Genomic DNA, 19,616 nt, shown 5'->3' with positions numbered 1-19,616 from the left:
CCTTCGCGTACCGGGACGGACAGGGCGGAACGGACCCTGTGAGGAACCCCACGCACACCCCAACTCCCCGGGGGCAGCCGCCGTTTGACGGAGGTCACCGGACACCGGCGGACACCGCGGCGTCGGCCGTGCCGTCCCGTCTGCCACCATGGTCGGCGCCCTGACCTGGCAGCCCCGGCCGTGCAGCGCTGCCGATCCGACGGGCTCGCCGGTCGTTCCGTTTTCCCGGTTGTCGAGTGTCCCGTCGTGTCTTCAGACCCTGCCCAGCCCCCGTCCCTGTCCATCACCGCCCCGGCCCCGCGTTCGCCGTGGCGTTCCCTGCGGCACCGGGGCATGCGCTGGTGGTCGGCCGCGAACTTCGTCTCCAACGCCGGCACGTGGATGCAGCTCACCGTGCAGAACCTGCTCGTGCTGCACATCACGGGCTCGGCGGCGGCCACCGGGCTGTCCATGTCCGTCCAGGCGGCGCCCGCGCTGTTCGTGAGCCTGCTCGGCGGCGCTGCCGTCGACCGCTGGCCCCGGAAGCTGACGGTCACGGTCAGCCAGGCCCTGCTCGGCGCGGTCGCCTTCACCACGGCGCTGCTCGTGGCGCTGGACCGGATCGACATGACGGCGCTGCTGGTGCTGGCCGGCGTGACCGGCCTCATCGCCACCGTCGACGGACCGGCCTGTGCCCTGCTCGGCAACGATCTGGTGCCGGTGGCGGACGTGCCGTCCGCGATCGGGGTGGGCGCGCTGGTGCACAGCGCGGGCCGGCTGGCCGGCACGGCGCTGGCCGGGGTCACCGTAGGTTTCCTCGGCACGTCCGCCGCGTACGCCGCGAACGGGCTGTCGTTCCTGTTCGTGGCCGCCGTGGTGCCGTTCCTGCGACCGGCGCCCGGGTCCGCCGGGGAGCCGGCGGCCGGGGCGCGGGCGGTTCCGGCGCGCGCGGGCATGACCGTACGGGAGGGCCTGTCCTTCTTCGCGCGCCGGCCCCGCCTGGTCGCGCTCGCGGGCATCACCGGCCTCAGCTCCGTCTTCGGCCGCAACTACGGCCTGACGCTCGCCGTCCTCGTCACCGGGCCGCTGGCCGGCGGCGCCGGGGCGTTCGGCACGGTGTCCACGGTGCTCGCGGTCGGCGGCATCCTCGGCGCGGTCCTCGGTGCCCGGCTGCGCCGCCCGTCCGTGCGGACCGTGGGTCTGCTGGCGGCGGGGGGCGCGCTGCTCCAGGTGGTGGCGGGGCTTTCGCCGTCACTGGCCGTGCTGCTGGTCCTGGTGCTGCCGATGGCGATCGTGGAGTCCGTCTCCGACACCGCCGGTACGGCCGTCCTCCAGACGGATCCGCCGCCGCACCTGCGGGGCCGGGTGCTCGGCGTGTGGAGCAGCGTCGGCACGGTGTGGAGCCTCGGCGGTCCGCCGCTGCTGGGCCTGCTGATGGAGTGGGCCGGCGCACGCGGCGCGCTGGTGGCCGGCGGACTGCTCATCGCCGGGCCCATCGCCGCGGGCCTGCTGCTCCGCCGCCGCTGCGAGCCGGTGCCCCTGGCACTGGCCGCGCGGGACGGCGACGTCACGGGCCGCCAGGCGCTGAGCACGGCGGCGTGACGCCCTGCTTGGGCGCGGCAACGTGAGCCCCGCCGGACGGCTCCACCGGACGGCTCCGGGGGGCGCCGGCCGGACCTGCCCGGCCCCGGCTCACCACCCCTCAGTCGTGCCGGCCAGGCAGGTGGTACACGTGGAACGCCTGGCCGATCACCGGCTGGGCGACGTTGCGTACGCGCACGCCCCCGCGGGGCGCTGAGCACGACGGCGTGAAGCCCGGGGAGCGGGCTGCGTGGGCCTCGCCGGATACGACAGCTCCACCGGGCGCCGGCCGGACCTGCCCGGCCCCGGCTCACCGCCCCTCAGTCGTGCCGGCCAGGCAGGTGGTACACGTGGAACGCCTGGCCGATCACCGGCTGGGCGACGTTGCGTACGCGCACGCCCCCGCTGGTCATGCCGTGCTCGGTGCCGGCGTGGGCGTGGCCGTGCACCGCGAAGTCGGCGCCGCCGGTGTCGATGGCCTCCGCGAGCAGGTAGCTGCCGAGGAAGGGGTAGATCTCCAGCGGCTCCCCGGCCAGGGTGTCCGGCACCGGCGAGAAGTGGGTCAGCGCGATCCGCACGTCGCAGTCCCACTCGTGCAGGTTCTTCAGGGCGCTGTGCAGCCCGTCGGCGCTCCGCCGGGTGTAGCGGACGAACTCCTTCATCAGCGGTTCGCCGAACTCCCCCGCGCAGCGGCCGACGAAGCCGCCGCCGAAGCCCTTGGTCCCGGCGACCCCGATGCGGGCGCCGTCGGCGGTGACGACGGCCGCCTGCCCTTCGAGGACGTGCGCGCCGGCGTCCCGGAGGATCGCGGTGACCTCCTCGGGCCGTTCGTCGTGGTGGTCGTGGTTGCCGAGCACGGCGACGACGGGCACCCCGAGATCTTTGATCTCCCGGGCGACGATCGCGGCCTCCTCCGGTGTGCCGTGGCGGGTGAGGTCGCCGGCGAGCAGCAGGACGTCGGCGCACTCGGGCAGTGTTTCGAAGGAGGGCCGCAGGGTGCCCTGGCTCTCGGGGCCCATGTGGATGTCGCCCACGGCCGCGACGCGGATCATGTCAGGTCCTCTCCGTGGTCGGGCGAGGAGGTCCCGGCGATGAGCAGGTCGTTGTGGACCGGGTGCCCCGCCAGTTCCTCGCGGGCCATGCGCAGGATGTGGTCCCGGCACTGGGTGGACGGCACGGTGCCGGTGAGCAGGACGGTGTCGCCGCGCAGTTCGAGCCGTACGCCGAGTTCCGCGAGGTCTCCGGAGGCCAGGTGCTCGGCGAGGTGGGCGACACGGTAGTCGAGATTCCCTGCCGCGGGCGGGGGCGGCGGGCTCGTTTCGGTCATGGCTGCCCCTCCTGGGCATCGATCACGTTCAGCCGTTCGAGGAGGAAGAGGAAGGCGGCCGGCATCGGCTCGCCGCCGCAGGTCGCGCGGACCTCGTCCCAGTCGACCTTCTCGCGGACCGCGCGGGCCACCGGCAGCACCGACCCGAAGTCGCAGTAGTGCTCGGAGAAGGCGCTGATCAGGCTGCGGATGAGGTCGGTCGGTGACAGGACCGGCATGAGCACCGAGTCGACCGGCAGGACGTGGGCCCGGTCGAGCATGTCCCGGGTGACGGGCTGGTGGGCCAGCGCGAAGATGATGTCGACGTTCTGCCCGTGGCAGGTGGTCTTCAGCAGCCAGTCCTCCGGTGGGGTCCGCACCGGCAGGCCGGCCTCGCTCAGTGTGGCGGCCACCGCCTCGGCGTCGTCGGGAAGGATGGCGAAGTCCGCGTCGTGCTGGAGGTAGCGGCTGCCGCCGTGGGCGTAGACGGCCACACTCCCGGCGAGCGCGAAGGGGTGGCCCGCGCGTTTGAGGAGCGAGCCGATCTCCTTCGTCGCCTCCAGAATCGCCTGGCTGCGGTCGTGCGGCAGTTGCGCCGGTTCCGGCGCGGACGAGAACTCCAGGTCGGGACCGTCCGAGGCGAGCCGGAGTTCGGTGACATCCGGTCGCCTGAGGGGTGCGGTGTCCTCCCCGTTGTGCGTCATGACCTCTCCATTCGGCACCCTGCTTCCCGGGACGGCCGGATCGGCCCCGGGGTCGGTACGGGTACCCGGCGCGCCGCCGGCAACACGACGTCACCGAGAGGCTTCACTCGTCCGAGGCCGGGGTGGGGTTGCCGGGGGGCCGGGGCGGGATGGCCGGGGGCCGGGGCGGGGCCAGCCGGGGCGCCGGTAGCTGGGGTGCCGCGCGTTGGGGTACGGACACGGCCGGGGCGGGGTCGGCCGGGGCCAAGGAGGGATCGGCCAGGGGCAGGGTCGGCCGAGGCCGGGGCGGGGCCAGCCCCCGAAGTGTGCTCGCCCGCACAGGATCTCCCGAGACGGGAACGGCCGAGCTGGCACCCCCGAGGTAGAACCGACCGCTCTGGAACCAGCCCCCGAAGTGTCCTCGCCCGCACAGATCGCCCGGGGTGACACCGCCAGGCGGGACCACCCAAGGCGGGACCACCCGAGGCTGGGACCGCCCGAAGTGGCACCCGCCGCAGGGGATCGCCCGCGCCGGCCCCCCGAGGCGGCTTGCCCGGCGGCCGGTCCGCCGGTTCCGCGGCCGGCGGCCGGCCGGGCAGCGAGTGGCCGGGTGACCAGGCCGGGAGCACGCTGGTAGGCATGGCACCCGGGGCCCCGCGCGTCCGTCTCCGGCAGCCGTGGCGCTCGGTCCACGCGCTGCTGGCGCTCCCGGTCGTGCTCATCGTGGTGATCACGATCGTGGACCTGCGGCTGCCCTGGGACATCCATCTCGGACCGGCCCTGGTCATCGCGCCCGCGCTCACCCCGTCCTTCGCCGGCCCCCGGGTGACGGCGGGCGTCGGGGCACTGGCGGTGGGCGGCCAGTTGCTCATCGGCACCCACCGCGGCGGGCTCGCCACCAGCAATCACATGGTGCAGCTCGTCACCCTCGTGATCCTCGTGGTGCTCACCGTCGTCTACAGCGTCCTGCGCGAGCGCCGGCAGGCCCAGCTGGCCCAGGTCCGCACGGTCGCCGAGGCCGCGCAGCACGTCCTGATGTGGCCGTTGCCCGAGCAGATCGGCCCGCTGCGGATCGCCTCGCTGTACCTGGCCGCCGAGGACGAGGCCCAGATCGGCGGCGACCTCTACGCGGCGACCGTGTCCGACGGCTCGGTCCGCCTCCTCATCGGTGACGTCCGCGGCAAGGGGCTGCCCGCCATCGGCGAGGCCGCGCTGCTGCTCGGCTCGTTCCGGGAGAGCGCCCACCGGCGCATCCCGCTGGCCGAGCTGGCGACCCGGCTGGACCAGAGCGTCACCCGCTACGCGGCCGATCTGGAGAGTCCGGAGGAGGAGGGCGAGCGGTTCGCCACCGCGCTGCTGCTCGACATCCCGGAGCGCGGCCCGGTCACCATGACCAGCTGCGGCCATCCGCCGCCGCTGCTGCTGAGCCCCGGCCATGTGGTGACCGTGCCCAGCCTGCACCCGGCTCCGCCGCTCGGGGTGCACGCGGCTGCCGAGCACACCCTGGACGTGTTCTCCTTCGAACCGGGCGACACGCTGCTGCTCTACACGGACGGGGTCATGGAGGCCCGGGACGAGCACAACCGGTTCTATCCGCTCGCCGACCGGGTCGTGCGGTGGACCGAGGACAGCCCCGAGGCGCTGATGCACCGCCTGCGGCGCGATCTGCTCGCCCACGCCGGCGGCCGGCTCGGCGACGACGCCGCGCTCATCGCCGTACACCGCACCCCCGTCGAGCGCCGCCGCCACCACGGCCGCGGCGAGACGGCCCGCCACGGGTGAGCCCCCCCCCGGCCCCGCCGGAACACGGTCCGGCCATCGGCCCGATCCGCGCCTTACGGCCGGAACCAGGGCGAACACCTGACTTCCGGCGGATAGCGGTACGACGGCACCCGCTCCGGCGCCTTCCGCCGCCGCGTTCAACTGTCCTTGTGGCAAAGTTCAGTTCGGAGGGTGGCCCGCCCTGCCGAGACGTTGCGAGAATCTGCGGCGCCTCGACAACAGGGAGCCCACGTGCGTCAGTTGACCTCCGCGCTCGCCGCCGCCCTCGGCGCGCTCGCCCTCGTCCTCAGCTCGCCCGGCACCGCGGGCGCCAGCGTCCTGCAACTGCTGCCGCAGAACGCCGACGGCCTGGAACAGACCTTCTCCCCCGCCTACGACTACGACGGGGACGGCTGTTACGCCACCGCCGCCATCGGCAGCGACGGCACCATCAACCCCGGCCTGAAGCTGGGCGGTGACGTCAACGGCCACTGCCACGACTACGCCCAGCTCGCCAACGCCAACACCTACTCGCGCGAGAAGTGCAACAACGGCTGGTGCGCGGTGATGTACGCCAGCTACTTCGAGAAGGACCAGGCGACCCTCGGACCCGCCGCCATCGGGCACACCCACGACTGGGAACACGTCGTGGTGTGGATCAAGGACGACACCGTCCAGTACGTCTCGGTGTCCCAGCACTCCGGCTACCAGGTGGCGGCCCGCTCCTCGGTGCGCTTCGACGGCACCCACCCGAAGATCGTGTACCACAAGGACGGCGTCTCGACCCACTGCTTCCGGTTCGCCAACACCAACGACGAGCCGCCGGAGAACGTGACGGGCGGCTGGTTCTACCCGCGGCTGGTCGGCTGGAACGGGTATCCGGCGGGCTACCGCGAGAAGCTGCTGAGCGCGGACTTCGGCGCGGCCACCATCAAGATCGACGACGGCGACTTCCAGTACGCGCTGGCGCACTCCATGCCGTCGGGCATCCCCTTCGACCCCAACGCCTGACCGCGGGCGCGCCCACCGGTCCCGCGGGCACGCCCGCCCGGCCGGCCGGTGGGCTCGGGCCCCGCTCCGAATGGGGCGGGGCGGGACCCGTGCCCGGTGCCCCGGGTCAGCCGGCCGGCTTCAGGTCGGTGATCTTCAGGGTCTTCAGGTCGGACCGAACATCGATCCGGCTGACCTGCGGGTGCGGCCCGTCCCCCCAGGTGAGCGTGACCCTGCTGGTGGCGTGACCGGCGCCGGAGCCGGTGTAGGCGACCTTCCACTTCACCGGCACGTTCTGCGCGAAGAGGATGCCGTCGGCGTGTTCCCTCTTCTCGAAGGCGGCGACCTTCTTCCGCGCGGCGGCGGAGAGGTAGAAGCCGCGCAGCGCCTTGGCACTGGCCGCGGCGGTGGGGTCCTCGGTGGCCCAGACGGCGTCGATGTAGGCGCCGTAGAAGTCGGCCACGTGCTGGGTGACGTTCCGCGGGTCGCCCTGCGCGGACGACACGGCGGCGGCACGGGTCGTGCCGTCCGCGGAGGCTCCTGCCAGGGCGGGTGTGACGGCGGCCAGCGTGAGGCCGGCCGTGAGGGCCGCGGCGGTGAGCAGGGTCTTACGGCTGCGCATGGACATGTGTCCCATTCCCCCGGTTTCTTCGCGACCGGTCCGATCCCGGTCGTCGACAGCCCTTAAGACCGCTTTTCCCGCGCCCCGGTTCCGCTTTCCGCTCCGCTCTTTCCGGTCATTTCCCGGGCAGGGGCTCCCGCCCTTCGACGAGCCGGGCGAGGTTGTCCAGGGCCATGCGAGTGCCCCGTTCGTTGTCCTCGGGCGGAACCGCGTCCGGGACGCCCTCGTGCCGGATCTCCACGACCGTGCCGCCGTCGGCCGCGGTGAGCGTCGTCGTCATGGTCATCGTGGCGCGCAGGGCGTCGTCGCCGGTCTCGAAGGCGAAGACCTCGACGACCAGGGCGCCGGGCACGAGCCGGGCGAAGTGCCCCCGGTAGGTGTCCGTGCGCCCGCCGGACTTCCCGGCGCCCGCCGGGTCGTCGTAGGTGAGGGAGACGCGGAAGGTTCCGCCCTCGCGGGCGTCGAAGGTGTGCACGCGGGCGCTCATGCCGGCCGGGACCCGCCAGGCCGCCACCGCCTCCGGGTCGGTCAGGGCCCGGTAGACGGTGTGCGGTGGCGCGGCCACGTGCCGGGTGACGCGGGTGGTGTACATGGGCTCACGGTAGCGGCCGGCGACCGCCCCGGCCGTCGTACGACGGGAGGCGGGGCCGAGGTCCGGGAGGTGGGTCGGACCCCGGCCCCGGGTCTGTCACGGCTTGCGGGCGACCGCGCCGTACATCGCGATGTCCTCGTCCCGGATGCCCTGTTCGCCGCTGCCGTCGGGGTGCCACTTGTGCACCTGGACGATGCCGGGCTCGACCAGGTCCAGACCCGTGAAGAACGCGTGGGCCTCGTCCAGGGTGCGCAGCCGCATCGGCATGTTGCGGGCCGCGTACTCGCGGGCGACCCGGCCCACCTCCTCGGGGGCGAACTCGGCGGTGCCGATGGACATCGCGAGGTGGCTGCCGGACGGCAGCGGCTCCAGCAGCCGCCGTACGACGCCGACCGCGTCGTCGGCGTCCAGCATGAAGTGGACGATCGCGATGACGGTGAGGGCGACGGGCCGGTTCAGGTCCAGGGTCTCGCGCAGCTCGGGGGCCTCCAGGATGGCCGCCGGGTCACGGAAGTCGGCCTCGATGTACGCGGTCCGGCCCTCGGGGGCGCTGGCCAGGAGGCCCTGGGAGAGGGTGAGCACGATCGGGTCGTTGTCGACGTAGACGACCCGGGACTCGGGGGCCACGGCCTGGGCGATCTCGTGCAGGTTCGGCGAGGTCGGGATGCCGGTGCCGATGTCCAGGAACTGGCGCATGCCCGCCTCCTGGGCGAGCCAGCGCACGGCACGGTTCATGAAGTCGCGGTTGGCCCGCATGTGCACCGGGAGCGCGGGCCACTCCCGGGACATGGCGTCGCCCGCCTCCTTGTCGGCGGGGTAGTAGTCCTTGCCGCCGAGTATGTAGTCGTAGATGCGGGCGGAGTGGGCGTTCTCGGTGTCGATCCGGTCGGCCGGCCATCCGTTGTCGGGCAACGCCGTGTCTCCCATTCGGTCGGGTGGGGCTCGGGGCTTCGCGTCAGCAGGTACGAGGGCGGGGCGGGCAGGCGGTGGGGCGGGCGGTGTCGGGGCGGGTCACCACTCCTTGCGCAGCGCGGCGAGCAGGGTCTCGGTCTTCCGGGCGGACGCGGCCTGGGCGCTGAGCCGGTCCAGGGCCTCCCGGTAGACCACGACCTCGTCGGCCTTGTCGAGGTAGACGGCCCCGAGGAGGCCGCTGAGGTAGGCGATGTCGGGCAGTTCGCGGGCCCGGAACCGGAAGAGGTGGAAGGCACCGGCCGACAGCGCGGGGTGCGGGCCGTTGGCGAACGGCATGAGCTGCACGGTGACCTGGGGCAGCCGGCTGACCTCGATGAGGTGGTCGATCTGCGCGCGCATCACCCCCGGGCCGCCGACCGGCCAGCGCAGCGCGGTCTCGTCCATCACCACCCACAGCCGTGGCGGCGTGGCTCTGGCGAGCAGTTGCTGGCGGCGCATGCGCAGGGCGACGCGGCGCTCGGCGGCCTCGGCGGAGAGGTGCGGGCCGGCCGTGGTGAGCAAGGCGCGGGCGTAGTCCTCGGTCTGGAGCAGGCCGTGCACGAACTGGTTCTCGTACGCCCGGATGTGCAGGGCCGCCTGTTCCAGGCTGAGGTAGGCGGAGAACCAGTCGGGCATGACGTCGCGGTAGGTGTGCCACCAGCCGGGCTTGTTGGCCTCCCGCACGGACTGCAGGAAGGTGTCGATCTCCTGCTGGTCGGTGACGCCGTAGACCCGGAGGAGCTTCTCGGCGTCCGCGAGCCGCAGCCGGGACACCTTGGCGGCCTCCATGCGGCGGATCGTGGAGTGGCTGACCCCGATGGCGGCGCCCGCGTCGGCGTAGCTGAGGCCGGCCCGGGTGCGCAGCTCCTCCAGCCGTCTGCCGAGGATCATGCGCAGCACGGACGGGGCGCCGCCCCAGTCGGTCTCCGCGGTCACACCCACCCCCTCGTCAGGTCCCAGGACACCTTCGCACGCGATCGGTGTGCGCCGCCCATTCGATCACGTTCCGGCCGATGCAGCATGCACTTCGCCGCCTGCAAATTTCAACCTGTCGGTTGCGGAGCGTGGTTGGCGGGTGCCAGAGTGGACTCACTGCTCCGGCCGACCCGAGGAGCAGGCGACGCTGCCGGTCCGGGGAGGCAGGCCACCGCCACGGCCTGCCCTCAGGCGGTGGGACGTCTGCTGCCCGAGCGGCCGGCCGACGCCCGCACCCTCACCCGCGAGGCCGGACGAAAGGCGCACGGCGATGGCTCCGCCCTCCCCCCACCGACGGTTCCCCCGACCGGCCGGCCAGGACGGACGACTCGCCGTGCGGGAACGGCCGTCGTCCTCGCCGGCGACGGCGCCGCACCGGCTGCCGGCCCCGGCCGGCGCCCCTGACCACCCGGAGGCGAGCGCTCTGGTCGACTCCCTGGGCCCCATGGCCCCGACCGCCTCGCCTCCGGGGCCGCACGTCCCGCCCCCGCCCTCCGCCGAAGAGCACCGCTACGGGCGGTGAGACCCTGCCGCGCCCGGGGAGAGGCCCCACCGACCCCCGCGCGCGCTCACCGCACCGCCCCCGGACCATCCCCCACTCGTCCGAAGGACAGCCATGCACCACACCCCCACCCCCGCCCCGGCCGCCGACCCGTCCTGGACCCGCACCCGTCCCAAGCCCGGCTCCCAGGAGCAGGCCGGCTGACGCGAGCGGCGGCCGGCCCGGGCGCCGGCACCCCAGCCGCCGGACCCCCGGCGCGCGTGCGTGCACCACGGCGTCCTGGCCACGACCGGTGGCGCCGGTTCCCGGAGACCCCGTACGACGTCCCGGCCGCGACCCGCTAGATTCACCGCCGGTGCGGAGCGTCCGTGCTCTCGGTGGACCGGTGCCGTGTCCGCCGTGTGTGCCGGGATGCGGGGTCTCATGGGCTGGTCGCTGTTCCGCCGGGGCCGGATCGCGTCGGGGCTTGTGATGCCGGGGCGGTGTACGCCCGGGCGGCATGTCCTGCGCACCGAGCGGCTGTTGCTGTTCACCCCGCGCACCCGACTGGACGTGGCGGCGGCGCTCGCCGCGAGCGCCGACGCGGAGGCGCAACGGTGGCTCGGCACCAAGGCGGACGAGGTGCTGCCCGACCCCGCCGTCCGCCGGGCCCTGCTGGCCTGGCGGCCCGCCGGGGAGGACGGCCGCCGTATCCCCCGCGAGCTGGCGGAACCGTTCACCCCCGGTCCGGACGACCCCCTCCTGCTGGTCTGCGTGCACCGGTCCGGCCTCGGTTACGCCGGTGCTCTCGAACTGCACCACGTGACGGGCGAGATGGGCGGCTGGCTGGCGCCGGGCTGCCGTGGCCAGGGCCTGGGCGCGGAGCTGTTCCGCGCGGGCCTGGAACTGGCCCACGCCCACCTCGGACTGGCCACGGTCCGGGCCGGGGCCGAGCCCGGGAACGCCGCCAGCCGGCGCGCCCTGACCCGCGCGGGCCTCGTCCCCGACCAGGGCCCGCGCCGCCACACCCTGCCCGACGGCCGCGTCGTGGACGCCGTCTGGCACCGGCACGACACCGGGACGCCGGCGCACTGCGGCGACCGCCAGGGATCGTCCCGACGGCGCCCGGCCACCCGGTCCGGGTCCGGGTCCGGCCACCGTACGTCGTAGGCCCAGCCGAGGCGTTAGGACCGGCGGATCAGCGGGGCGGCTCAGGCGTCGGGCATCAGCCCCGCCGCCACCGTGGCCCCCAGCTCCCAGCACGCCTGGACATCGGCCCTGCCCGGTTCGCCGGTGACGGTCACCGGCTCGGCCGCCCGGCGCCAGCCGAGTCCGGTGGTGACGGTCTCGACGGCGCGGACGGCACCGGTGACGTCGTTGCCGCCGTGGACGTAGAAGCCGAAGGGGCGGCCCCGGGTCTCGTCGAGGCAGGGGTAGTAGACCTGGTCGAAGAAGTGCTTGAGGGCGCCGGACATGTAGCCGAGGTTGGCGGGCGTGCCGAGCAGGTAGCCGTCGGCTTCGAGCACGTCGGAGGCGGTGGCCGACAGGGCCGCCCGGCGTACGACGCGCACGCCCTCGATCTCGGGCGTCGTGGCTCCCGAGACGACGGCCTCGAACAGGGCCTGGCAGTTCGGTGAGGGGGTGTGATGGACGATCAGCAGGGTAGGCACACCCGGCACCCTGCCGTGCGCGTACCGTCCCCCGCAAACGGCCGCTCCGGGGCGCCTTTCGAGGCAGACTTCGAGGCACGGTTCGAGGCGCAGTTCGAGGCACAGTTCAAGGCCGTGCGACCGGCTTGCCGGGGACGGGACGTGCGGCCGGAGACCGACAGGAGGAGCAGTCGTGGTCGACGAGGACCGCAGGGCACAGGCCGCCGTGGTGTTCGACGCGCTGGGGCTCGCCTACGAGCAGGCGTTCGCCGGCTCCGCACCGCGCCGGGCGTCGCTGCGCCGGCTGGTGGAAGGGCTGGCGCCGGGCAGCAGGGTGCTGGACGTGGGCAGCGGGACGGGCCGCCCGACCGCGCAGACACTGGCCGAGGCCGGTCACCACGTGCTGGGCATCGACATCTCTCCGGTCATGGTCGACCTGGCCGCGCGGCAGGTGCCCGGGGCCGAGTTCCGGCTCGCCGACATCCGGGAGACGCCGCTGCCGGAGGACTCGTTCGACGCCGCGTGCGCCTACTTCTCGCTGTTGCAGATGTCCCGCGCCGAGCAGACGGCCGTCGTGGCGAAACTGGCCCGCGCGGTACGGCCCGGCGGCTTCGTCGCGCTGGCCACCGTGCCGCTGGACCTGGAGGACGCCGAGGGCCTCTTCATGGGGCAGCCGGTCCGGGTCACGAGCTTCGCCGCGGAGGCGTTCACCGCACTGGTCCGCGGCGCGGGCCTGACGGTCCTGGCGGAGGAGCAGGCCCTGTTCACCCCGGGCACTCCCGAGGCGGAGCCCGAGCCGCAACTCTTCCTGCACTGCGTGCGCGAGGCCGGGTGAGGGGCAGCGGGTGAGCGGCACGCGGTGAGCCGCTTCCGGTGGGCCGCATCGCGGCCGGCGTTGTCGGTGCCCTCGGTTACAGTGACGCCTCTGAACCGAAGGGGAGGCAACAGTGCAGGTCGGGGTGGGGACCGTCGGAGGCCGCATCGTCGTGGCGGCGGCGCTCGCCGCGGTGCTCGGCGGGTGCGCCGAGTCCGCGGACGGTGACGGGAAGGAGTCCGCGAGCGCGTCGGCGAGCGAGAAGGGTACGACGGCCGGGGGCGCGGGCGCCAAGGGCGCGGCGGCGCGCGGCGGCACCATCGGCGCGGCCGGCTCGGCCTGCGAACTGCCCGTGAGCTTCGGCATCGCCCGGCACTGGAAGGCCAAGCCGATAGACGCCGCCAAGGAGTTGGCCGCGTCATCGAAGGGCGAGGACGGCGGCCTCGGCGGGGCGCTCGCCGACGCCTTCCTCCGGCAGGGCCCGGTCACGGCCGCCTGTGAGATCGACGCCAAGCCGGCCGGCAACATCGGCTTCCTGCGGGTGTGGACGGGCAAGGCCGGCGACGAGGACGCGGGCGGTGTGCTGCGCGCGTTCGTCGCCGCCGAGGACAACGTCAGCAAGGCGAGGTACCACTCCTTCAGGACCGGCGGCGGTGTCTCGGCGGTCGAGGTCGAGTACCTGTACACGAGCAAGCTGCTGGACGAGACGAAGAAGGAGAGCGCCTTCGCCGTCAGCACGCCCGACGGTCCGGTCGTCCTGCACCTCGGGGGCATGGACACCCAGGAGCACGAGGAGATGCGGCCCGCGTACGACCTCGCCAAGCAGACGCTCAGGCTGAGTTGAGGTCCGCCGCCCGCTCCCGCGCCGTGGCCCGGCCCAGGTAGGTGAGGGGTCCCGCGTCGGCGACCGGGATCTCGTGGAAGCCGACCCGGTCGTAGAAGGCGCGGGCGGCGGTGTTGACGGTGACCATGCCGAGGTGGACCGCCTGGACGCCCTGTCCGCTCAGGGCGTCCAGGAAGGTGTGGAGCAGGCGGCGGCCGTGACCCTGCCCCTGCCAGGGTGGCAGCAGGTCGATGTGCAGGTGGGCTGGGTAGGCGGCCAGTTCGGGGACGAGCATCCGCTCCGGGTGGTGCAGGAGGCTGATCATCTCCTCCGTGGGCGTGCGGGGAGGCGCGGCGGGCTCCGGGTAGCGGCCGGCCAGCCGGGGGATCCAGCTCCGCCGGAAGTCCTCCACGAAGCGTTCGGTGTCCGCCGTACCGACGATGTACCCCACGGCCCGGCCCGTGCCGTCGTCCAGTACGAAGGCGAGGTCCGGGTCGAAGTGGCAGTACGGCTCGGCGAAGAGCGACGGCATCAGGCGCTGGTCGGGGTAGAGGGCCCTGGAGTCGCCCCCGTTGTGCGCGGTGCGGACGCAGACGTCGGCCACGGCGTCGCGGTCGGCGGGACGGTAGGGCCGTATCGGCGGGTTCGGGTGGAGGGACGGCATGCCCCATCCTCACGTCTTGGGAGCGCTCTCACAAGAGGGTTGCGGCGTATGGCGGCGACCGCCTCGGAGGGGGCCGCCGCCGTACGCGAACGGTCAGTAGCGCATGCGCCTGGCCCGGAGCAGCATGAACAGACCCGACAGCGCGAGCAGCGTGCCGATCGCCGCGGGCCACAGCCGGGCGCCCGTCTCCGCCAGACCTCCCCGGCTCGCCTGGGGTGCGGTCGCCGCGGCCACCGGTGGGGCGTACGCGGCGGCGGTGGCGCCTTGACCCGGCGCGGTGGCGGTGGCCGTGGCGGCCCGACCCGGCGCGGTGACGGACGGGGCCGGTGCCGAACGCGCCGGCGTGGACCGTGGTTTGGCGGACGCGGCGGGTGCCGCCTTGTCGTCCGTGTCGTGCTTGGTGGTGCGGGCGGGCGCCGTCGTCGCGTCGTGCCGTGGCGCCTCACCGGCTCGGGACGCCGACGGCGCGGGCGCGGAGGTGACGTTCCCGGCGCCGCCCTCGGCGGAGCCCTCACCCGGCGCCGCGGTGGCGCTCGGACTCGCCGTCGGCGCCGGCGTCGGTGTCGCGGTGGAGTCGTCGTCGGCCGAGGGGCCGCAGCTGCGGCCGGAGTTGATGCAGTCGACCATCTCGCGCATCAGCTTCTCGTCGAAGACGTTGATGAAGTCGCCATGGTCGGTGACGGGCTTGTGCAGCTGCTCGGGGAAGGAGTCCACCGCGAACAGCGGGACGGTGCGGCCGCCGTCCGCGAGGCTCGGCGCGTCGACGTCGTAGACGATGCGCTGGACCAGCTGCGGAATGGGCACGAAGCCCGCCGGACAGGAGCCGTCGGCGGCCGTGAACGCCACGTGGGTGCGGTGGTTGGCGCTGTCGATGTTGCGGCCGTCCCAGCAGCTCTGGAAACGGAAGGTGCGCACCACGTCGCTGCCCGGCGGGCACAGCGGGTACTTGTCCTTCAGCTGCCGGTTCTCGTAACCGGTGCAGCTCCAGGAGGCGTTGGCGTTGCCGGGGCCGTTGACGAAGGCCTTGGCGTCGCCCGTGATGATGCGCAGCAGGCGCGGCATGGCGGTGACCTTGCCGCGCGGGTTGCCGACGAAGGTCAGCGTGACCTGCGTGGGCGTCACGATCCGGCCCGCGTTGCCCTCCGTGCCGCCGCCCGGCGCTCCGGCGTCCCGCTCCTGGGTGCCGTTCTGCAGGCGCAGCACCGGCCAGTAGTACGACGACTTGTCGCCCCGGTCCGCGCAGCTCGTGCCGGCCTCGGCCAGGTCCTCGTCGCTCGCGAAGGCGTTGTTGCCCTGGTTGCCGACGTAGTCGTGGAAGTGGTGGGCGCCGTTGGAGACGCCGGGGGCGACGATGACGTTGTCGGAGTTGAACAGGCCGCCCGCGTTGACCCCGCAGTCGGAGGTGAAGGTGCCGCGCGAGGCGCCGGCCTGCGGCGGCGGGGCCGGTGCCTCGGGCGGTACGGAGGTGATGTCCGCGTAGTCCGAGACGACGGGCCCGTTGCCGCCCTGACCGGCACCGTTCTGCGCTTGGCCGCTGCCGGTCTGTCCTTGGCCGCTGCCGGTCTGTCCTTGGCCGCTGCCGTTCTGCCCCTGCGCGTCGCCGCCCTGGTCCGCGCCGGCGCCGTCCTGCTCCTGGCCGGTGCCGCCCTGCCGGCCGCCGTCGTCCGGCGTGCCGGTGGCCTGACCGTCGTCGCCGGGGCGCAGGGTGCACGCGGCCAGATCGTCCAGGCCCTGCGGACGTTCCCCCGACCGGCCGATGGCGTCGGCGATCCGTCCGATGGACTCCGACCGCTTCTCCTCCAGCGGTTTCATGACGGTTTCCGCGGCGGAACCGGCGTCCTGGCCGCCGGCCCGCCCCGCCTGCGGCACCTGCTGGTACGCCGCCGCGATCTGCTGGTCCAGCGCGGCGAGTTCGCGGTCGACCTCGGGGCGGGCCGCGTCCGGCACGGCCGTGAGCCGGCCGCCGACATCGGGGCAGTCGATGGTCGCCATGCCCGAGGACAGGACGCGGCCGGAGGCGTCCGTGCCGCCGGAGCCGTCGCCCCGGCCCTCGGTGGCCGAGGCGTAGACGTTCGCCCCGACGAGTCCGGCTCCCCCGAGCATCAGGGCGACCGCGGCGAGGGTCGCGCGTCGTGCGCCGGTCGGGCGTCTGCGCCTGTTGCGTACCAAGGTCGTCCCCTGTGTGATCGCCGGTGGTCTGACCGCCGGTGGGTGTGGCCGGCGGCCGATCATGGAGTTCCCCGGCTTCATACGGCGGGCGGAGCCGCTGTGTTCAACAGGATCGCGAATTCACCGGGACCTCACAGGAAACCATGGTCGCCACCCTTTCCCCGTCGAACGCCGTCGCGAACATCACGAATATGTATCGGACATTTCACACCTCAACCTTCACACGAGGTACACACGTTGGCTAGGTTGACGTGAGGCCGCCGCCCGGCTCTGCCCCGGCGAGCCGCCCAACTGCCCTGCGGGGCAAGGAAGGAGCACGTCTTCCATGTCGCCGGAGAGCCGCGACGAGGTGCGACAGCGGATCGCATCCCTCTACGACCGGGCGGAGAACGACACCGGTAACTTCAACGCGACCCGGGCCATGGCCGCCCGGACGCGTTCGCGTGGCGTACCGCTGGCCAAGCGGGCGGGCCGGCGGCAGGACCCGGCACTGGACGAGGTCGCCCGGAAGTGGTTCGACGCGGCACGCGCCGCTGTCGGCCCGACCGTCCCCGCCGTACTGCCGGCGGACCGGCTGCCCGACAGGTCCGCCGCGCCGACGCGTTCGCGGGAGCCGATCGACGAGTCGCGGCTTCCGGGGGGTGAGCGGGAGGTCCGCGCCCTGCCGGCCGGCGGCGGTGAGCCCCTCGGCCTCCCGAGGGGTGGCGGCGACACCCTGGGACTCCCCGGCCTCCCGGGCGGCGGGGAGACCCGCGCCCTTCCGGGCGGTGAGCGGCAGGCGTTGGGGACGGGCGGCCTGCCCGGACAGCGGTCCCCCGGAAGGGAGTTGGACACCGGCCGGGCGGTGGCCGAGCTGACGACGGGCCCGGTGACGGGCCCGGTGACGACACCGACGAGCGGGTTCCTGTCGGGCGGGGCCTTGCCGGGCGGGTCCCTGCCGACTGGGGCCCTGCCGGGCGGGGCCGTGCAGTCGGAGCCCTCACGGACCGCCGGGCTCCAGGCAACCGGACCCTTGCCCGTGCTGGACACCGGTCCGACCGCGCTGGTCGATGCCGCGAGCGGTAGGGAACTTCCGGGCGCGGGGATCGGGTGGGGCGGCGGTACGGCTGAGACGTCCGGCTGGGGCGCGACGGGAACGGCGGAACCGGTCGGCTGGGCCACGGCCGGACCGGCGAGCCCTGCCGTCGTGCCGGTCGCCGCGCCGCCCGTCGTTCAGCGGGCGGCGGTGCAGCCCCCCCGGGCCCTCCCCGGGTCGGCCGGATTCGTCCGCCTGTCCCCCACCGCTTGGAAGGCCGGGGTGCGGCGGAAGCTCGACACGGCGCGGGACCTGCTGTCCGGGCGCACCGCCCGACCGGGCTCGCCGGACGCCGCCGTTCAGCCGCAGCCGCAGACGCAGCCGCAGCCGCAGACGGCGACGACGACGGCGACAGGGACGGCGACGGCGACGGCGCAGTCCGTCATGGCCTCGGCCGCCCCGTGGCAGCAACAGAGTGCGGAACCTGTTGCGCCGGCAGCGCCGACGACGAGCGCTCCGCCGGTCGGCATCACCGCTCCCGTGACCGACACCTCCGTCCCCCTCCCCCTGCCTCTCCCCCTGCCGGCACCCGCGCCCATCCACTCGCCCCGCGCCCTCCGTGCCGCGAAGGCCATCGCCTTCGCTCGGGCGCAGCTCGGGAAACCGTGCGTGTGGGGTGCGACCGGGCCAGACTCCTACGACAGTTCCAGCCTGACCCAGGCCGCGTGGAAGGCGGCCGGTGTCACGTTGCCGCGTGCCGCGCACGAGCAGGCGCTGGCCGGAACGCCGCTCACGACCGCCGGGCTGGAACCCGGTGACCTGGTGATCTTCTTCAAGGACGACCGGCACGTGGGCCTGTACGTCGGCGACGGGATGATGGTGCACGCGCCCGGACCGGGGTCGTCCATCCGCGAGGAGTCGATCTACGGCGCCGGGGAGGCCGCGATCCACCGGATCGTCCGGCCGGCCTGACGGGGCCCGGCCCCGGGCGGCCGGCCCCGCCGTGCCCATAAGGCAACCCTGGCAGGGGCATAAGATCAGCTTATGAGGTCATAGACGGGACCCGCGTACCGACTTAGGTGTGCCTTAGTTTAGGCTCCTGATCACGTCGCCCATTCACGCTCGAAGGGAACCTGATCATGCCGCGCCCCCTGCGGGTAGCCATTGTCGGAGCCGGCCCCGCCGGGATCTACGCCGCCGATGCCCTGCTCAAGTCCGAGGTGGCCGCCGACCCCGGTGTCTCCATCGACCTCTTCGAGCGGATGCCCGCCCCGTTCGGCCTGATCCGGTACGGCGTCGCGCCGGACCACCCGCGCATCAAGGGCATCATCACCGCCCTGCACCAGGTGCTGGACAAGCCGCAGATCCGTCTGTTCGGCAACGTCGACTACCCGACGGACCTCAGCCTGGACGACCTGCGCGCCTTCTACGACGCTGTGATCTTCTCGACCGGCGCGATGGCCGACCGCGAGCTGCGCATACCCGGCATCGACCTGGACGGCTCCTACGGCGCCGCCGCCTTCGTCTCCTGGTACGACGGCCACCCGGACGTGCCCCGCACCTGGCCGCTGGAGGCCGAGAAGGTCGCCGTGCTGGGAGTCGGCAACGTCGCCCTGGACGTCGCCCGCATCCTCGCCAAGACCGCCGACGAGCTGCTGCCGACCGAGATCCCGCCGAACGTCTACGACGGCCTGAAGGCCAACAAGGCCATGGAGATCCACGTCTTCGGCCGCCGTGGCCCGGCACAGGCGAAGTTCAGCCCGATGGAGCTCCGCGAGCTGGACCACTCCCCGAACATCGAGGTCATCGTCGATCCCGAGGACATCGACTACGACGAGGGCTCGATCGAGACCCGGCGCGGCAACAAGCAGGCCGACATGGTCGCCAAGACGCTGGAGAACTGGGCGATCCGCGACGCCGGCGACCGCCCGCACAAGCTCTTCCTCCACTTCTTCGAGTCGCCGGCCGAGATCCTCGGCGAGGACGGCAAGGTCGTCGGCCTGCGCACCGAGCGCACCGCCCTGGACGGCACCGGCAACGTCAAGGGCACCGGCGAGTTCAAGACCTGGGACGTCACGGCGGTCTACCGCGCGGTCGGCTACCTGTCCGAGAAGCTGCCCAAGCTGCCCTGGGACATCGACTCCGGAACCGTGCCGGACGAGGGCGGCCGGGTGATCGAGGAGGGCGGCACCCACCTGCAGTCCACCTACGTCACCGGCTGGATCCGGCGCGGCCCCGTCGGCCTCATCGGCCACACCAAGGGCGACGCCAACGAGACCGTGGCCAACCTGCTGGACGACTACGCCGGCGGCCGTCTGCACACCCCGGCCTCCCCCGAGCCGGAGGCCGTGGACGCCTTCCTCGCCGAGCGGAACGTCCGCTTCACCACCTGGGAGGGCTGGTACAAGCTGGACGCCGCCGAGCGTGCCCTGGGCGAGCCGCAGGGCCGCGAGCGCGTGAAGCTCGTCGAGCGTGAGGACATGCTGCGGGAGAGCGGAGCGTAGGACCCCCTCCCTCCGGGCCCCTGGGGGCCGGCGCCGGTGCGCCGGCCCCCGCCGCGT

18 protein-coding genes and 1 pseudogene are annotated in these 19,616 nt (G+C 73.8%); 8 read left to right on the top strand and 11 right to left on the bottom strand.

The window, feature by feature from the left end; genetic code table 11:
* Positions 1-282: 282 nt before the first annotated feature.
* Complete coding sequence (locus AB0947_RS16260) at positions 283-1,581, top strand: MFS transporter (protein ID WP_366751206.1); 1,299 nt, start codon at positions 283-285, stop codon at positions 1,579-1,581.
* A gap of 100 nt (positions 1,582-1,681) precedes the next feature.
* On the opposite strand, the pseudogene AB0947_RS16255 reads toward AB0947_RS16260, so the two are convergent.
* The 4 genes and pseudogenes from AB0947_RS16255 to AB0947_RS16240 form a co-directional block, all read right to left on the bottom strand.
* Positions 1,682-1,765 (bottom strand): annotated as a pseudogene (locus tag AB0947_RS16255) (metallophosphoesterase); the annotation flags it as partial.
* Between the two features lie 115 nt (positions 1,766-1,880).
* The gene (locus AB0947_RS16250; RefSeq protein ID WP_366750991.1) at positions 1,881-2,612 is read right to left on the bottom strand and encodes a metallophosphoesterase; all 732 of its coding nucleotides are present in this window, start codon (positions 2,610-2,612) and stop codon (positions 1,881-1,883) included.
* Entirely contained in the window at positions 2,609-2,887 is a 279-nt protein-coding gene (locus AB0947_RS16245; protein ID WP_366750990.1) for a BON domain-containing protein, read from the bottom strand. The genes AB0947_RS16250 and AB0947_RS16245 overlap by 4 nt, the downstream gene beginning before the upstream one ends.
* Positions 2,884-3,570 carry a hypothetical protein gene (locus AB0947_RS16240; protein ID WP_366750989.1) on the bottom strand — a complete coding sequence of 229 codons (687 nt, stop codon included), beginning with the start codon at positions 3,568-3,570 and terminating at the stop codon, positions 2,884-2,886. The genes AB0947_RS16245 and AB0947_RS16240 overlap by 4 nt, the downstream gene beginning before the upstream one ends.
* Before the next feature lie 618 nt (positions 3,571-4,188).
* On the opposite strand from AB0947_RS16240, the gene AB0947_RS16235 reads away from it, so the two are divergent.
* A complete protein-coding gene (locus AB0947_RS16235; RefSeq protein WP_366750988.1) occupies positions 4,189-5,331 on the top strand; it encodes a PP2C family protein-serine/threonine phosphatase in 1,143 nt (380 codons plus the stop codon).
* Between the two features lie 231 nt (positions 5,332-5,562).
* Positions 5,563-6,321 carry an NPP1 family protein gene (locus AB0947_RS16230; protein ID WP_171150380.1) on the top strand — a complete coding sequence of 253 codons (759 nt, stop codon included), beginning with the start codon at positions 5,563-5,565 and terminating at the stop codon, positions 6,319-6,321.
* Positions 6,322-6,427: 106 nt separating this feature from the next.
* Here AB0947_RS16230 and AB0947_RS16225 read toward each other — a convergent pair whose 3' ends face one another.
* The 4 genes from AB0947_RS16225 to AB0947_RS16210 form a co-directional block, all read right to left on the bottom strand.
* The gene (locus tag AB0947_RS16225) at positions 6,428-6,928 is read right to left on the bottom strand and encodes a hypothetical protein (RefSeq protein ID WP_366750987.1); all 501 of its coding nucleotides are present in this window, start codon (positions 6,926-6,928) and stop codon (positions 6,428-6,430) included.
* A 109-nt stretch (positions 6,929-7,037) separates the two neighbouring features.
* Positions 7,038-7,514: an SRPBCC domain-containing protein gene (locus AB0947_RS16220; RefSeq protein ID WP_366750986.1), complete on the bottom strand. Its 477-nt coding sequence runs from the start codon at positions 7,512-7,514 to the stop codon at positions 7,038-7,040.
* A gap of 96 nt (positions 7,515-7,610) precedes the next feature.
* Positions 7,611-8,426, bottom strand: coding sequence for an SAM-dependent methyltransferase (locus tag AB0947_RS16215; RefSeq protein ID WP_366750985.1), 816 nt, complete (start codon positions 8,424-8,426; stop codon positions 7,611-7,613).
* A 99-nt stretch (positions 8,427-8,525) separates the two neighbouring features.
* Positions 8,526-9,401, bottom strand: a complete 876-nt coding sequence (locus AB0947_RS16210) for a helix-turn-helix transcriptional regulator (protein ID WP_366750984.1) — start codon at positions 9,399-9,401, stop codon at positions 8,526-8,528.
* A gap of 931 nt (positions 9,402-10,332) precedes the next feature.
* Here AB0947_RS16210 and AB0947_RS16205 point away from each other — a divergent pair.
* Positions 10,333-11,091: a GNAT family N-acetyltransferase gene (locus AB0947_RS16205; protein ID WP_366750983.1), complete on the top strand. Its 759-nt coding sequence runs from the start codon at positions 10,333-10,335 to the stop codon at positions 11,089-11,091.
* A gap of 41 nt (positions 11,092-11,132) precedes the next feature.
* On the opposite strand, the gene AB0947_RS16200 is transcribed toward AB0947_RS16205, so the two are convergent.
* Positions 11,133-11,591 carry an NAD(P)H-dependent oxidoreductase gene (locus AB0947_RS16200; protein WP_366750982.1) on the bottom strand — a complete coding sequence of 153 codons (459 nt, stop codon included), beginning with the start codon at positions 11,589-11,591 and terminating at the stop codon, positions 11,133-11,135.
* A 172-nt stretch (positions 11,592-11,763) separates the two neighbouring features.
* On the opposite strand from AB0947_RS16200, the gene AB0947_RS16195 reads away from it, so the two are divergent.
* Together AB0947_RS16195 and AB0947_RS16190 are read left to right on the top strand one after the other, a co-directional pair.
* Positions 11,764-12,405: a class I SAM-dependent methyltransferase gene (locus tag AB0947_RS16195; RefSeq protein ID WP_366750981.1), complete on the top strand. Its 642-nt coding sequence runs from the start codon at positions 11,764-11,766 to the stop codon at positions 12,403-12,405.
* 112 nt (positions 12,406-12,517) lie between these two features.
* Positions 12,518-13,228 (top strand): lipoprotein, encoded by a 711-nt coding sequence (locus AB0947_RS16190; protein ID WP_366750980.1) that lies wholly within the window; start codon positions 12,518-12,520, stop codon positions 13,226-13,228.
* Here the strand turns inward: AB0947_RS16190 and AB0947_RS16185 are convergent.
* Together AB0947_RS16185 and AB0947_RS16180 are read right to left on the bottom strand one after the other, a co-directional pair.
* Complete coding sequence (locus AB0947_RS16185) at positions 13,215-13,871, bottom strand: GNAT family N-acetyltransferase (RefSeq protein ID WP_366750979.1); 657 nt, start codon at positions 13,869-13,871, stop codon at positions 13,215-13,217. The two genes, AB0947_RS16190 and AB0947_RS16185, sit on opposite strands and share 14 nt — an antisense overlap.
* Positions 13,872-13,964: 93 nt before the next feature.
* Positions 13,965-15,974, bottom strand: a complete 2,010-nt coding sequence (locus AB0947_RS16180) for a DUF1996 domain-containing protein (protein ID WP_366751205.1) — start codon at positions 15,972-15,974, stop codon at positions 13,965-13,967.
* A gap of 391 nt (positions 15,975-16,365) precedes the next feature.
* Here AB0947_RS16180 and AB0947_RS16175 point away from each other — a divergent pair, with 391 nt between their 5' ends.
* A complete protein-coding gene (locus tag AB0947_RS16175) occupies positions 16,366-18,027 on the top strand; it encodes a C40 family peptidase (RefSeq protein ID WP_366750978.1) in 1,662 nt (553 codons plus the stop codon).
* A gap of 167 nt (positions 18,028-18,194) precedes the next feature.
* The gene (locus tag AB0947_RS16170) at positions 18,195-19,559 is read left to right on the top strand and encodes an FAD-dependent oxidoreductase (protein ID WP_366750977.1); all 1,365 of its coding nucleotides are present in this window, start codon (positions 18,195-18,197) and stop codon (positions 19,557-19,559) included.
* Positions 19,560-19,616: the final 57 nt, after the last annotated feature.

The sequence above is a fragment of the Streptomyces sp. NPDC047841 genome (genome assembly GCF_040704085.1).
Lineage (GTDB): Bacteria > Actinomycetota > Actinomycetes > Streptomycetales > Streptomycetaceae > Streptomyces > Streptomyces argyrophylli.
This window is presented reverse-complemented; position numbering and strand designations above follow the sequence as displayed.

Excerpts from the sequence above, each read along its gene's own strand:
- AB0947_RS16250 (WP_366750991.1), bottom strand. The coding sequence starts at position 2,612 with ATGATCCGCGTCGCGGCCGTGGGCGACATCCACATGGGCCCCGAGAGC.
- AB0947_RS16245 (WP_366750990.1), bottom strand. The coding sequence starts at position 2,887 with ATGACCGAAACGAGCCCGCCGCCCCCGCCCGCGGCAGGGAATCTCGAC.
- AB0947_RS16240 (WP_366750989.1), bottom strand. The coding sequence starts at position 3,570 with ATGACGCACAACGGGGAGGACACCGCACCCCTCAGGCGACCGGATGTC.
- AB0947_RS16235 (WP_366750988.1), top strand. The coding sequence starts at position 4,189 with ATGGCACCCGGGGCCCCGCGCGTCCGTCTCCGGCAGCCGTGGCGCTCG.
- AB0947_RS16225 (WP_366750987.1), bottom strand. The coding sequence starts at position 6,928 with ATGTCCATGCGCAGCCGTAAGACCCTGCTCACCGCCGCGGCCCTCACG.
- AB0947_RS16220 (WP_366750986.1), bottom strand. The coding sequence starts at position 7,514 with ATGTACACCACCCGCGTCACCCGGCACGTGGCCGCGCCACCGCACACC.
- AB0947_RS16185 (WP_366750979.1), bottom strand. The coding sequence starts at position 13,871 with ATGCCGTCCCTCCACCCGAACCCGCCGATACGGCCCTACCGTCCCGCC.
- AB0947_RS16180 (WP_366751205.1), bottom strand. The coding sequence starts at position 15,974 with ATGCTCGGGGGAGCCGGACTCGTCGGGGCGAACGTCTACGCCTCGGCC.
- AB0947_RS16175 (WP_366750978.1), top strand. The coding sequence starts at position 16,366 with ATGTCGCCGGAGAGCCGCGACGAGGTGCGACAGCGGATCGCATCCCTC.
- AB0947_RS16170 (WP_366750977.1), top strand. The coding sequence starts at position 18,195 with ATGCCGCGCCCCCTGCGGGTAGCCATTGTCGGAGCCGGCCCCGCCGGG.